Consider the following 13,608-nt stretch of genomic DNA (forward strand, 5'->3'; position numbering starts at 1 on the left):
CTTTGATCGCTTCCACCGCTACCTTGGCCTTGAGTGTCCCATCATACCGCTTCCGCTCTCTTTTCATCGCTCGCTCCTCCGAGGCGGCAGCGATTTTACACCTTAATCACCTGTCCAGTTTTTGGGGTACACCATAAACCACGCGTTTGATGACAGCGCGCAACAGCCACTTGCGGTCCCGTGGCGTGGTGGTCGGCGCATTCCAGATCTGTGTCACATCCTGAGCCATCTGGCGCACCCGCACGCACTCGACCTCGCTCAGTTCCCGCATCAATACGAGGCCGAACTGTCCCGCGGCCGCTATGAGGCCGCGGACGCCGCCAACAGGTTAGTGGCCGCGGAACCGGTATCGGACCCAGACATGGCGTTTGCGTGGTAGCGGAGCGATCAATCTGCGCTGCCATTAGGTGCGCGTGCGCCTAAATAGCCAATGAAGGGCGACTAATCCGCCCTGCAATAAAGGATTGGTGTGCAAAAAAAGCAGATCCAAGACCCCCGTTTGGCTATAAAATGCCGCTTGGCCGGGGATTCATGCCCCGAGGTTGACATACCCGCTTTTTATCAGCTGGAGATAGGGGATCCTGAAGAGGCAGCCATGAACATTAGGCAGCCAATTCTTCTTATCCTCTTAGCGGTACTTCTGTTTTAATCCTCAACGAGGTCTGACAAACATGGCTACCTACCAAATCAATGTGCCCGTGGTAACCCAAAGTAAGACGATGTTATGCTGGCATGCATCGGCCCAAATGATATGGTTCTATTGGCAAAACCTTACGCATCGGGCAGGCCCGATGTTTACGCTCGTGAAAGAATGGAACGACAACGGCGGTGTGACAGTTAACGATTTCATAAGACTGGCAAAGGCTGTTGGCCTGAAAGCAGCGCCCCGAAAGAAGACCGCCTACAGCAGTGATGATTTGGCTCAAATGCTAAGACAGCACGGACCTATTTGGTGCGCCGGATTCTGGTATGGCCCCCCTCACATTGTGGTTCTAACGGGGGTCATGAATGATATCGTTTTCATAAATGATCCCGGCGGCGGTCTTAAGAAGACAGGCACCGTAAGCTGGTTCAACCAGAAGATGGCTCAGGTCGAGGGTGGATTAATGTACAAGGATCCACTTGCCTACTGATCAAAGAAATTGTTAGAAGACAGTTCGAATCCGGCAATACTGAAGCTGTTCCCAAATTCGGCATCCTCTTCTGCCGTTATGGGTTATAATGCCCTCCGGGACGGGATTTCAGGGGACTTTGCCCCGGAAGTTGACATAACGGCCCCTTATCGGAAGTAGGCGAAGACGCTGCGAGCGGGATCCTGACGAGCCCGGTTAACGGCGGACTGGTTATCGCACGCCCTATTTATGAATGGCCGCTTGAAGATTTTTTTGGGTGACTATCAAGATGATGGTCACGTCCAGCCCCTGCATGCGAAGCTTTTTATTTTTGAGACGCCCCGCCATTACTTCATCGCTTACGGAAGTGCAGACTTCACCTCAGCTGCTCTCATGGCAACGGCTAAATCGCGCAATGTTGAAACTCTGCTGCTTTATTCACTGGTCCCCAAGAAGTCTGTCAATCCACGTGCGCTTTGTGATCCCGACATGTCTGCTGTCCTTTTAACGAAGGAAGAAGACCTTCAGACCTCCAAAGAAGATAGAACGATCGGCTCCCCCGCTGTTGTCGATATCACGATAACGGAAGCATTTCTTGACGACCGATCCATCGCCATTAGCACGGAAACACGGGCCCCCTATGACCTGACCACAGTTAAGCTGGCATTGGAATTCCCTTCCGTACAAAATGCCGAACTGCCATTAAGAGCATGTGGTGGCCGCCTTGTTGGTGAAGTTCCGGACAAACTGCTGGCAAAGCTTAGTGATACGATGTGCGTAGTGTTTTTGCGAGACCGCGTCAAAGGACATCAAGTAAGCAATAAAATCCTGCTTATAAATTTGTTGGATATCGATACCAACAACAGCATACGTCGCGAACGGCACATTCGCGAGGCCCAGCAAAGTGCTCAGCAGTTTTTCACCGTGCTGAATGACCTTATTCGGGCTGGCGATGAGGCGGCGTTATTGGCATTCTTAAATTTCTGCGACATTCCTCTTATCAACGTTCCGAGACCACCTTTTTTGCGAGGAAGGCCAGTTTGGGAAGGCCGGGAAGGTATGCGGTCACTCGGCGTGCGAAATCTCCAAATCTGTAAAAACCTGCATGAGGCTGCCCTTAATTTTTTTGATCGGCACTTGCGAAAGCTGCAGCGCCATAGCGAAGCTCGTGCACTGGAAGGTGTCGCCAACTTTCTTCATATATTCCTGTCGATGGGCGGCCTCCTCAGAGCTCAAATTGAAAGAACTGTGGTAGCCCTCGAGGAAATGCCCGGTGTCATGACGGTTGATCAGTGGGCCGAATGCCGTACTTTTTGGGACATCTATTTTCGCCGTTTTAAAGACCTGATGACGTGTTTGTGGGATGAATATCTTGAGCCGATGAGCAGTGAATACGATGCCAAGGAAATAAAGGAAGCGTTCACTCCCGATCTAGATGCGCTGCATGAACTTATAGATGAAATGTTAAACTACCGGATGCGCATCGAAAAAGCACGCAAGGAGAAGTGTATCACGGTCGGTCACTATGGCCAGAAGGTCGAGTTACAGTACTTCCAGTGCCTGCTTGGCGAGACTTCCTGGGCGCACTTTAAGAACAATGTGGCAGACAAGATTCGACATGTCGATATTACGGTCGTAGGGCGAATGCAAAAATCAGCGGTTACCACGCAGGGATAGGATCGATGCAATTCACAGGCATCCAAAGGAGAATTCCTATGGCTGAGCAGAAGATCACGACTTTTTTAATGTTCTTCGGCAAGCGCTGGGCAAGGTGCTGAACCTGCGTCCCGAGCAGAAGATCATCCTGACGCAATCGGTCGGGTATCCCAAGAAATAGGAAAGCAGAAAGGAGACGGAAAACGGCAAAAAGTACTCCGGAATAATCCGGCTGCACGGGCTGAAAGCCCGTGCCACGTTGGAATGTGGAATCCGTCATCCTGGAGGGGAGTCACTGGTTTTTGTGGCACGGGCAGAAACCTCCTGTTTTCTATCTGCTGTATTCCAGCTTTTGGGGGTAGCATGCAAAAAAAAGGGCTGTTGTGCGTGTGGGTGTGTGCGCTGGTTCTGATGCCTCATGTCCTGTCCCAACAGAGGGGCGGGCTTCCCGCGAGCTCCAATGGGATCTATTCAGCCGCTTTTTCGCATGACGGCAACCTCGGTGCCTTTGTTCAGCCGGGCACACTGACGCTCGTTCAGATCGATCCTTGGAAGGTCCGGTGGAACTACCGTTTTCAACCCGGCAGTCTGCAGGCGCTGACCTTCTCGCCGGACGGGACGCGGATTGTCATCTGCATACAGGCATTCCGTTCCCGATCCGCCATCGGCGAACCTCTTGATCCCTATGTATCGGTTCAGGTGCTGGAAACGAGCACCGGACGGGTCATCGCACAGCACAACGGCAAAGGTGCGACCAGCACGCTCGCAATCTGTATCGATGCCGGCAACTCAGTCCTGGCGGTCGTCGCCCGATTGTCTATCGAGGTTCTGCTCTGGAACGTGTCGACCGGCAATATCACGGTGCTTTACAACCAGCCGTTCGGGTTTCGTTCGGCGGCCTTAACCCCTGCGGGGAACATCCTGGCCCTGGCCGTTACCTCGAAGCGCGGGCTCAACGAATACGAGGTAAACCTGTATGACCCGCATACCGGCAAGCTGTTGGGCAATCTGTCCCGCGGATCCTCGCAGACACAGGAACATCCGCTCGCCTTTTCATCTGACGGTGGCATGCTGGCTTTCGGCACCGAAGATTGGAACTACCAGAATCTGAAACGTGGTGAAATCAGGATGTTCGAGATGGCGACCCGCAAACTCGTCCGTACCATCCGCAGCTTGAACATTCCGATTCACTCGCTGCTGTTTCAAGATGACGGGCAGAGGATACTGGGCTTGGGATCCGATCCTTATGAACTGGATGTCCGGCCGGCGCTTATCGACAGAACATTGCGAATCTGGGACGTCCGCACCGGAAATCAGTTGAATGAATATGAACTGGAAAACCCTGCCGGCGCGATGAGAAGCATGGGAATCAGGATGATCCAGGTTCCCGGCAAGGAACTATTCTGCACAATTGGCAGCGGCGGCCTGCTTTTGTTTTATCATCCCGGAAACGCCCAGGTGGCCGCCACGATCTCGCCCGCGGAGCTCTCCGAAAACGCCGTTTCCCAGGGTCTGCCGGCTCCTGTCCCCGCCGGGCGTTCCGGACGCGTGGTTTCGGCGCATCGCATCCTGACGGTCCGACCGCAAGGGGACGGGCGATTGTTTGCCGCAAGCGATGACGGAAATTTGTATTTCTGGGACCTGACGGGGCGAATGCGCGCAAACCGGAGCGAAATTCCCGTAATATCGGAGGTCATTGCGCTATCGCCGGATGGAAAATCAATGGCGGTGGCGGGTAGTCCGGCTGGAACGGTCATAATCCGGCCCACTTCGGTAGACGCAGGCACCCGCAGCCTCGCTGCCTTTTCTGCCCCGGCCACTGCTCTCGCCTTCTCGGCCGACGGGGCGTGGTTTGCTGCCGGAGCCACCGACGGTGCCATATCGGTGTTTCGTACCGATAACTGGCAACCACTGAAAGCCCTGGCAGGACATGCGGGCGCGATCCGCGCGCTTGCTTTTTCTCCCGATTCTGCGCAATTGGCAAGCGGCGACGACGATCTCGCCGTGCGGGTGTGGAATTTGAAATCTGCCGAGGTGCTGCACGTGCTGACGGGCCACAAGAAGCGTATCACGGCCGTTGCATTCCGCGCCGACGGCACTTCCATGGCAAGCAGCTCGGCCGACTCGACCGTCATGTTGTGGGATGTGCGCGCAGGCAAAATGATACGAAAGCTCAGCGGTCATCCCGGCCCGGTTCATGATGCCTGTTTTTCACCGGATGGTTCGATGCTGGTCAGCGGCGGCGATGACGGGGTTCGATTGTGGGATCCAAATACGGGAAAACTGACGCGGATTCTGCTCGAACGCCGGTCCGGCGAATCCCCTGGCCCGCCTGTCACTAAGGGCCCCTACTTTGCCGAATCAATCACGACCCTGTCGTTTTCGCCGGACGGCAAGGTGCTCGCATGCGGCGGCGGCAACAACTCGCTCGTGGTTTGGGACACCGCCACCTGGAAGTCTCGCCCTGTCCGCGCCGGCAATGGACCTCCCCAAGCGGAAGACCTTAGTACACGAGTTCATAAACGCGCTGTGCCGAGTGTTTTTCTTGCCAGAGGTCGGGCCGGGTTTCTTCCTGGGAAGAGGTATTCGGTAGGACGAACGATCTTCCAATAAGCTCGCAGCCAAGCCAGAAGCGTAGGAGAGAGGGGAACATCCCGGTCGCTTCTCCATTTTCCTTGATTGGCGCGGATCATCATGCGTTTGGAGTCGATGTCGCCAATGCGCAATTGCAGGGCTTCTGAAGCACGAAGCCCGGTACCATAACCGAGGATCACCAACAGGCGGTGCTTGAGATTGGGAATAGCCTGGATGAATCCGCAAACTTCGTCCAGACTGAGAATGATGGGGCGCTTCCTGGGCTTCTTGGCATACGGGATCTTTTCGAAAACCCAATCGACATGCAGCGTGTTCTGGTAAAGAAAGCGGAGGGCGCAGACAGCGCCATTGAAGGTGCTCCAACCAAGTTTGTTCTCATTTCTGAGGTAGACCTGATAGGTCCGAACTTCTTCAGGACCCAGCAAAGCCGGTGACTTGCCAAAATATTTTGCGAATTTGGCGACCTGATCGATGTATGCTTTTTGCGTGGTGACAGCAAGATTGCGCACCCGCATGTCCTCGGACATACCTTGACGCAAGGGCGTAACCATAACGGCTCCTTTCTGAGTTGAATGTTGCTTAGGCACCAACATTTTCCCTCAGGAAGGAGCCTTTTGTCTTTATGGATGGGCGCTTACCTTACGTTTCCACAGAGAACCTCAAGGTCAGAGCGCTACCGCGCAGCGGTTTAGTTCAGAAAGTCTGTTTAGACCTCAAACTGCGGAAGTCGGGCTAGCCCTTGGACTTGAACGAAGTGGTATAACTGTTATATCATTCTATCGTGCGATTCAGGTTTAGCAGGGCAAAGAGCGACGCACTGAGAAGAAATCCGAAGCGCGCAATCGGTTTCGAAGAGGCGCAAGAGATCTTCACGCATCCTTATTATCAAGACCAGCGCAACGACGATCCAGAACAGTACCGCGCGATCGGATGGGCGAAGGGCCGCCTAATCTCCCTCATCTTCGAAATCCGCGAGGACGGCTTGGGGGAATATTATCACTTGATAACCCTGTGGCGGGCGACGCTGCAGGAGAGGAAGCTTTATGAAGAAAACGAGTAGGAAAAAAGCGGCGCCAGCGGAATCCATCGCCACAAAGGCGGAGAGGGGAGAGGACGTTTCGCGCTACTTCACCAATCGGGGCAAAATGATGCAACCCATTCAGCGGATCAACCTGGATGTGACGGCGGACATGTTGCAGGAATTGGATCGGGCCGCAACCGAACTGAACGTGAGCCGTCAGGCGGTGATCAAGGTCTTGATCCGCCACGCGCTGGATCAACACCACTTGGCTCAGCAGGCACGGCGAAACAAGTGACGACCCCGGGTGAGTAGGCTGTCCTTTGTCAAAATCCCGTCCGCACTGAAAGCATTGACGTTTTGGAGTCGCGATGGCAGCCTCGGCCCATATGATTGAAATGTTCTGTTGCCTGATAGCCTCTATCAGGTCCTGTCCGGCGTCATTTCGCTGAGGTCCTTGGTTTCCCGTTCGTTCGATTGGGGTCCCGGGAGACATCTCCCGGAAGAAATTTCAGGGCGACGAAGCGCCCCCGGCAATACTGAAGCTGTTCCCAAATTCGGCATCCTCTTCTGCCGTTATGGGTTATAATGCCCTCCGGGACGGGATTTCAGGGGACTTTGCCCCGGAAGTTGACATAATGCAGAGGCGTCTTTCTGAAGTCTCGCGACTCGAGAACGTCGATTCCCGAGGCAATCGTCTTCGCGAGACTTCAGAAAGACGGCGATGAACGAAGCCGCTTACCCACCTGTGTGTTTTGTTTCAATCGTACGAATAAATCCGCGGGCACATAAGTTCCGAATTAGGGGTGGAGCAAAGCTTCGGAGGGGTGAGCAGGGATCCGATTTGAATGAATCTCCCCGAAATTGCAGCGCGTGTGAGGCCGAAAGAGTGTGGAAGCAGTACGTAAGCCGTCACAATGCGCAGACTTCGAGCGATCAGGGGTGAGGCCGAAGAAGAATGAGACTGGGGGTAGTCGAGAGCGTTTACTTTCATGATGAATCGATCGTCGGCATCGGCTCGCGTAAGCTGCCGGTCGGATCGATGATCTCGATCACAACCATGCGCCCTTGGCCGCAAGCCGGACAGATCATGAACGACGCGGCCGTGAGCTCTTTGCCGGTATCCCTCAAGTTCTGAGTGGACCCTTTTTGCTCTTCTTCGGGCCGCTCGAACCCAAGCAATTTGCGACATAAGGCCAGCTTCTGGCGGCACTGGGCATTGGCGAGCCAGCCGTAGTGCCGGATGCGGACAAAGCCGCGAGGCAGGGCGTGCAGGAGAAAGCGGCGGATGAACTCCTCGGCGTCCAGGGTCATGCGTTTCTGCCGGTTTCCAGCCCGGTAATCTTTCCAGCGGAAAGTCACCTTGTCGTCCTGAAGACTGATCAGCCGGTTGTTGGAGATCGCAACGCGGTGGGTATAGCGGCCGAGGTAGTCCAGGACCTGCTCCGGGCCGCCGAACGGCGGCTTGGCGTAAACCACCCATTCGCTGCTGCGGCAGGTTTTGATCCAATGCGCAAAGGCGCCGGCATCGCTGAGTTTCTGAAGGGAACCGTCGAAGCGGAGCTTTCCCGCGGCCCGCGCTTCTTGCAGGCCATGGAGGAATACGCCTCGGAAGAGACGGCTGAGGACACGCACCGGAAGGAAGAAGTGAGCGCGGCCGCGAACCCAGCGACGGCCGTCGATGGAAAGGCCGCCGCTGGGCACGACGCAATGCAAGTGGGGATGATGCTGCAGGTTTTGCCCCCAAGTGTGCAACACCGCGAGAAAGCCAATCCGGGCGCCGAGATGTTTGGGATCTCCGGCGATGCGGCGCAAGGTTTGCGCGGCCGCGCGAAACAGGATGCTGTAAACAAGGCGCTGGTTTTGCAGCGCCAGCGAGGAGATGGCGGCGGGAACGGTGAAGACCACATGAAAATAGGGTACCGGCAGAAGCAGCGCGCGGTGTTTTTCGAGCCACCTGGCGCGGGCCAGGGACTGGCATTTGTTGCAATGGCGGTTGCCGCAGGAATTGTAATGGATCCTGCGATGCCCACAACGGTCACACTTCTCCACATGCCCGCCCAGAACCGCCGTGCGGCAGGCCTCGATGGCGCGCATGACGCGCCGCTGCATCGAGTTGATCATGCCGCGATAGGCTTCGCGGTAAGCCGGGCCATGCAGACGAAAGATATCTGCAAGCTCGAGCGCATGCCTGCCCATAGACTGCTGCCTTTGCGTCGGCGGCGCGTCAGGATTTAGGGTCGGTGAGTTTGCGGATCTCCTCTACCGTCTTGGGCAGCAAGTCCAGCGGACTGGAAGTGGAACAAATGGTTTCCCTGGAAACGTGCGTGTAGCGGGCCGTAGTGCGCAAGCTGCGATGGCCGAGCAGGATCTGGATGACGCGGATGTTGGCACCGTTTTCCAGCAGATGGGACGCAAACGCATGGCGCAAGGCGCGCACATGGGACGGCTTCGTCAGAGCGGCGGCATGGCCGGCTCGCACGCAGACCTTATGGATGGCTTCGCGCGTGATGGGGCGCGTGGGAGGACGGCCCGGGAAAAGCCACTCCTTCGGACGGGCCAGTTTCCAGTAGGCGCACAGCAGTTGCAGCAGATGGGGCGAAAGCATGACATAGCGGTCTTTCTGTCCCTTGCCGAGCCGGACGCGGATCATCATGCGGTCCGAGTCGATGTCGGTCACGCGCAAACAGGTGACTTCGCTTACGCGCAGGCCCGTGGCGTAGGCGGTCATCACAATCGCCCGGTGTTTGAGATTGGGAATGTTGTCAAAGAAGCGGCATACTTCTTCCTGACTGAGCACCACGGGCAGAGTCTGTGGCTTCTTCGGGAGAGGGATGAGCCCGAGGGTCCATTCTCTGCCGAGCGTGACGCGGTAGAGGAAGCGCAGGGCGCTGACGGCCTGATTGAGTGTGGACCAGGAAGCGCATTTTTGCTGACTGAGGTAAACTTGGTAGGTGCGGACATCTTCCGGCCCGAGCAGTTCCGGCGACTTGCCGAAAAACTGCGCGAACCTGGCGACTTGACGTACGTAGAGTCTCTGGGTATTGGCCGAACGGTTCCGCAACCTCAGGTCTTCGATCATTCGTTGACGCAGAGGTGTCATAAAAGGCTCCTTTCAAGAGAAAATCTGGTTTGGTCACCAATATTTTGCTCTTGGAGGGAGCCTTGCTAAATGGCCGATGGTGTCGCAGGCTGCAGGCAGAGCGGCAGCACAACAAGGGAAGGCTGAGCATCAAGGACAGAAAGCGAAGCATCGATCCAGGTGTCGGCGATGCCAACTGGTATTTGAGAGTACCAAAGCAGAGTGGCACCAGCTACCGCGGAGCGGTTTCGTTCATCGGCCCCTTATCGGAAGTAGGCGAAGACGCTGCGAGCGGGATCCTGACGAGCCCGTGATTGCTGGATCGGCGGCTTGTTCCGCCTATTCTTTGGATTATCCAGATGTCTCTGCGCGCTAGGTAGTCCTCGGGCAAGGGCACTCCTTCGTCGGCACACGCAATCCGGACATATCTGGCATAGAGCGTTCTTCCGCCTGCCGGAACCTTTTTCAGCAACGGCGCGATTTCCCGCTCCGGAGTCGGTAAGATATATAGAGTCATGGTACCGCTGGCCGGGTAATACGGAGTCACATCGAAAAAACGGCCCCCAAGATATTGAAAGACGATGACGCCCTCTCGGGATGCGCCCGCAAGAGGAATCTGGTCGCCTTGACAGGCGTGCAGGGTCTTTACGCTCGTGCCGGGGTAATACATCCCAACCAGTTCGCCAAGGCCGATCAGGTCGGAGGAGAGAAACTGGGAAACCGCTTCTTCAAAAGCCGGGAGAAAGAACAGCGTGACGTTCGCAGGCAAGGCGGCATGCGTTTTACGAAAATCGGAGACGAACGAGGTCAGCAGGTCGGCTTGCCGTGCAGAGTCCGATGCTACAGCGGAGCTCCGCGTCTGCACCGACAAAGAAAATGCAAGCGCGCCGAACAGTACAACGGGCACCGCTTCGGCGAATCGGATGCGGGATCGCATGCGCAAGCACAGGTTCTGCGCAAAGGCGCCGAAAGCCAGCGCCAAGCCAAAAAGTGGGATATATGGGGACCACATGGCCAGTGGCTGGCCCATCATAAAAGCCGGCAAATTCAAGCCGGCGAACCAGACGAGGCCGGCTCCCTCGATCCAGCTCCATGCGCGGCCGCGCCCCAGGATATCGAGCGCCCAGATTGCCAGCACGCAGGCTGTCAGCCCGAATGCCAGGGCGAGATTTTTGGCGGCATTGCCGATATGCAGCCCCTCCGGCAGGTTCGGATCCCGGAAGAGGTTGGTCTGGTACACCGAACGAGTGTCCTGGGCATGAATCCTCTCCGCAAACAACCGGTAGGAATTCAGGCCTGCGAACAGGATATCTATGCATGCGAAGAGAGCAATCAAGGGGAGGGATTTTTTGACTGCCTGCCGCAGCCGCTCCCAGGTAATAGCACCTCCGGCGCCTCTCAGATCAGCCAGCACGACTGCAATCCAGATGGCCAGCGGAAAAGTGGTGGCCGCTTCCGTGGTCAACAACGAGAGAATAAAAGCCAGAAGCGAACCGGCTTTCAGAACCGGCGACTTGCGAAGCCATCCTTCGACAGCCAATAAGGTCGTGCCGAGGAGCAGAAACGCGAGCAGAAAATTCGAGAAATGGTTTATGTCAGATCCAATCCCGCCGGCGGCAGAGCGGAACCCCCAGAATCCGGCCGCCACCAGCGCCGCCGTTTTACCTGGCAAAATCCGACGGCCGATAACATAAAAAGGCAGGGTGTTCGCAATCTGGAATAGAATTGGCAGCCAGCGCCAATAGTACGGATCCAATCCGAGGAGAGGCCTGAGCAGAGCCAACAGCGCAAAGCTTAAGGAGGACATTTCCGGCGAGGGAGCGAGAAAAGTCTGGAGTTTCGCCAAGAAACGGGCCAGGCGGGTCAGGTAGAAAAGGCTGTCGCAGGTGAAAATCTTGCCCAAAGCTCCCGAAAAGATCCACAGCTCTAGCGCAATCAAGATGACCAGAAACGCCAGCGTTTCGCGATTTCCAAGCGGGTCTGACTGATGATCCTGAGTTCCTTCTTCGATCCTGCCTGTTCGCGCCTCGCAGGTGCCGGGCTTTGGGTGAAATATCCTGTTGCCTACATGGGATACCCCTTTTAATACGTTAGACTTAGAGCAAAATTCAAACAGTTTTTTCAGGTCGGGCAGGATTTGATGATCACGCGTGCCCCAAAACTCCATTTTTGACGAACTGGCCGACCGACCGGTCGGCCTCCAGCCATGCAAAAGAGGCAGGATTGATCTGAGCGCGAATTATTTGAAACCTCCCGGGCGCAAACGCGGTAAGGTCTGACAGGGGATCAAAATGGAACTGTTGGAGCGGTTCGCAGCGGACGACATGGACGCGTTCGAGACGCTTTTCCGCCAGTTCCAGCGCGATGTCTACCGCTGGATTATGCGCATTGTCCGCGACCCGGCGGCTGCGGAAGACCTGACGGTGGAGACCTTCTGGCGCATCTATCGCTCGCGGGCACGGTTCGATCCCAAGCGCGAGTTCGGTGCCTGGGCCCGGCGCATCGCCAGCAATGTCGCGCTCGACCACCTGCGCAGCGCTCCCAGGGAAACCGAACTGGATGAGGGGCGCGCCGCCGATCCAGCGCCCGATCGCGCTGCGCAGCAAGGGGTGCGCGAGGCTCTCTGCCGGGCGTTCCGCCGGCTGCCGGCAAAGCTCAGGGCAGTGGCGGCGCTTGCGCTCATCGAAGAACAACCACAAGCAGTAATCGCGGAAGCGCTCGGCATTTCCGTCGCGACCGTCAAGTCGCGTGAGTTCCGCGCCGTGCGCCTGCTGCGGCACAGTCTTAGACGAATGGGAGTGGATTTATGAACCTGCCGGATGAACTGCGAAAAGCAATGCCGCCGCTCGGCGATTCGGAGCCGCGGCAAGACCTGTGGCCGTGTATGCTCCGGCGCCTCGACCAGGCGCCCCGGGGAGTGCCGTGGCTTGATTGGGTGCTCGCTTCCCTTCTGCTCGCTTCGTTTTTCGTGTTCCCACAGGCGATTCTCGGCTTCTTCTATCAGATGTGAAAGGAGGTTCCCATGAACCGGCCGTATCTGAGAGCTTACATGGCGGGAGTTTCATTCCCGACCTTCTTCCTGATGCTCGGCTTCACTGCATTCATGATCGCGCAGCGCCACTACCACATTCCGGTGATCATCGAGCGTGTCATCGTGTTCCCGCTGGCATTCATCCCGAATCTCTGGGGTTTCTGGAACATGGTTCACCTGCGAGTCACGCAGTCGCACGCGCGATGGCCGATCGGAGCGCATGGAGCCGTCGTCCCACTGGTCCTGGTGCCGCTGGCGTACGTGGTGGCGCGGGAGTCCGGCGTCGGCTATTTCACCCCTGCGGTTTTGGCCGCGAGCTGGCCTGGCTTGGTGGTGATGTACTATCTGGTCTGGAAATACATCGTGGGGTTCCTCAACGAAACCCTGGGGGTCGCGTGAAATGAGGCGACTTGAGTGGCCTGCCATGAAGAATCGGAGAAACCGCGTCTGTCCCGTCAAGCTTGCAGGTTCACTCGATAGCAAGATCAGGAGGTGGTTTCAAGATCCACAGAAGATCTTGTCTCCTTTTGTTCGAGAGGGGATGACCGTTCTAGATGTCGGATGTGGTCCGGGTTTCTTCTCCATTGAGCTGGCCAGAATGGTCGGCAGGACTGGAAGAGTATTCTCGGCTGATTTGCAGGATGGGATGTTGCAGAAACTTGGCCGCAAGGTCCGGGGAACTGAGCTGGAAGACAGGATCAATCTTGTCAGGTGCGAAGGCGACAAGATAAACGTTTCAGAAGAGATCGACTTCGGATTGGCTTTCTGGATGGTTCATGAGGTTCCGGACAAGGAGTCGTTCTTCAGGCAGCTGAAGGCCATCTCGAATGAGAACTAAAAGATTCTCCTGGTGGAACCGAAGTTGTTTCATGTATCACGCAGGGAGTTCGAAACGACGATTACACTCGCTGAGCGTGCCGGATTCGTTGCAGGCGAAGGACCGCGTTTGTGGTTTCCGGCAATACTGAAGCTGTTCCCAAATTCGGCATCCTCTTCTGCCGTTATGGGTTATAATGCCCTCCGGGACGGGATTCCAGGGGACTTTGCCCCGGAAGTTGACATAACGGCCCCTTATCGGAAGTAGGCGAAGACGCTGCGAGCGGGATCCTGACGA

Annotated in this window: 13 protein-coding genes and 1 pseudogene; 9 read left to right on the forward strand and 5 right to left on the reverse strand. The window is 56.3% G+C overall.

Translation table 11 applies throughout. The features are described 5' to 3' along the window. Positions 1-106: 106 nt before the first annotated feature. Positions 107-274 (reverse strand): hypothetical protein, encoded by a 168-nt coding sequence (locus LAP85_16165; protein MBZ5497939.1) that lies wholly within the window; start codon positions 272-274, stop codon positions 107-109. Positions 275-671: 397 nt separating this feature from the next. On the opposite strand from LAP85_16165, the gene LAP85_16170 reads away from it, so the two are divergent. The 3 genes from LAP85_16170 to LAP85_16180 all read left to right on the forward strand — a co-directional run bounded on the left by LAP85_16170 (position 672) and on the right by LAP85_16180 (position 5,381). Continuing rightward, the gene (locus tag LAP85_16170) at positions 672-1,133 is read left to right on the forward strand and encodes a hypothetical protein (protein MBZ5497940.1); all 462 of its coding nucleotides are present in this window, start codon (positions 672-674) and stop codon (positions 1,131-1,133) included. A 240-nt stretch (positions 1,134-1,373) separates the two neighbouring features. Beyond that, positions 1,374-2,789, forward strand: a complete 1,416-nt coding sequence (locus tag LAP85_16175) for a hypothetical protein (protein ID MBZ5497941.1) — start codon at positions 1,374-1,376, stop codon at positions 2,787-2,789. A gap of 342 nt (positions 2,790-3,131) precedes the next feature. Next, positions 3,132-5,381: a hypothetical protein gene (locus LAP85_16180; protein ID MBZ5497942.1), complete on the forward strand. Its 2,250-nt coding sequence runs from the start codon at positions 3,132-3,134 to the stop codon at positions 5,379-5,381. Here the strand turns inward: LAP85_16180 and LAP85_16185 are convergent. Continuing rightward, positions 5,285-5,956 (reverse strand): site-specific integrase, encoded by a 672-nt coding sequence (locus LAP85_16185; protein ID MBZ5497943.1) that lies wholly within the window; start codon positions 5,954-5,956, stop codon positions 5,285-5,287. The genes LAP85_16180 and LAP85_16185 overlap by 97 nt on opposite strands. Positions 5,957-6,144: 188 nt before the next feature. Here LAP85_16185 and LAP85_16190 point away from each other — a divergent pair, with 188 nt between their 5' ends. Together LAP85_16190 and LAP85_16195 are read left to right on the forward strand one after the other, a co-directional pair. Then, the gene (locus tag LAP85_16190; protein ID MBZ5497944.1) at positions 6,145-6,423 is read left to right on the forward strand and encodes a hypothetical protein; all 279 of its coding nucleotides are present in this window, start codon (positions 6,145-6,147) and stop codon (positions 6,421-6,423) included. Beyond that, a complete protein-coding gene (locus LAP85_16195; protein ID MBZ5497945.1) occupies positions 6,407-6,679 on the forward strand; it encodes a ribbon-helix-helix protein, CopG family in 273 nt (90 codons plus the stop codon). Before LAP85_16190 ends, LAP85_16195 begins: the two co-directional genes overlap by 17 nt. A 692-nt stretch (positions 6,680-7,371) precedes the next feature. Here LAP85_16195 and LAP85_16200 read toward each other — a convergent pair. From LAP85_16200 to LAP85_16210, 3 genes are all read right to left on the reverse strand, one after another. Further along, entirely contained in the window at positions 7,372-8,580 is a 1,209-nt protein-coding gene (locus LAP85_16200; protein MBZ5497946.1) for an IS91 family transposase, read from the reverse strand. A 28-nt stretch (positions 8,581-8,608) separates the two neighbouring features. Further along, positions 8,609-9,484 (reverse strand): site-specific integrase, encoded by an 876-nt coding sequence (locus LAP85_16205; protein ID MBZ5497947.1) that lies wholly within the window; start codon positions 9,482-9,484, stop codon positions 8,609-8,611. 211 nt (positions 9,485-9,695) lie between these two features. Next, positions 9,696-11,366, reverse strand: a complete 1,671-nt coding sequence (locus LAP85_16210; protein ID MBZ5497948.1) for a hypothetical protein — start codon at positions 11,364-11,366, stop codon at positions 9,696-9,698. Positions 11,367-11,754: 388 nt separating this feature from the next. Here LAP85_16210 and LAP85_16215 point away from each other — a divergent pair, with 388 nt between their 5' ends. From LAP85_16215 to LAP85_16230, 4 genes and pseudogenes are all read left to right on the forward strand, one after another. Continuing rightward, positions 11,755-12,273 carry a sigma-70 family RNA polymerase sigma factor gene (locus LAP85_16215; GenBank protein MBZ5497949.1) on the forward strand — a complete coding sequence of 173 codons (519 nt, stop codon included), beginning with the start codon at positions 11,755-11,757 and terminating at the stop codon, positions 12,271-12,273. Then, positions 12,270-12,473 (forward strand): hypothetical protein, encoded by a 204-nt coding sequence (locus LAP85_16220; GenBank protein ID MBZ5497950.1) that lies wholly within the window; start codon positions 12,270-12,272, stop codon positions 12,471-12,473. Before LAP85_16215 ends, LAP85_16220 begins: the two co-directional genes overlap by 4 nt. A 12-nt stretch (positions 12,474-12,485) precedes the next feature. Next, on the forward strand, positions 12,486-12,893 hold the full coding sequence (locus tag LAP85_16225) for a hypothetical protein (protein ID MBZ5497951.1): 408 nt from the start codon (positions 12,486-12,488) through the stop codon (positions 12,891-12,893). 25 nt (positions 12,894-12,918) lie between these two features. Beyond that, positions 12,919-13,578, forward strand: a pseudogene (locus LAP85_16230) (class I SAM-dependent methyltransferase). The last annotated feature ends 30 nt before the right edge of the window (positions 13,579-13,608 follow it).

It is taken from the genome of Terriglobia bacterium (assembly GCA_020072565.1).
In the GTDB taxonomy this organism is placed as follows: Bacteria; Acidobacteriota; UBA6911; order UBA6911; family UBA6911; genus JAFNAG01.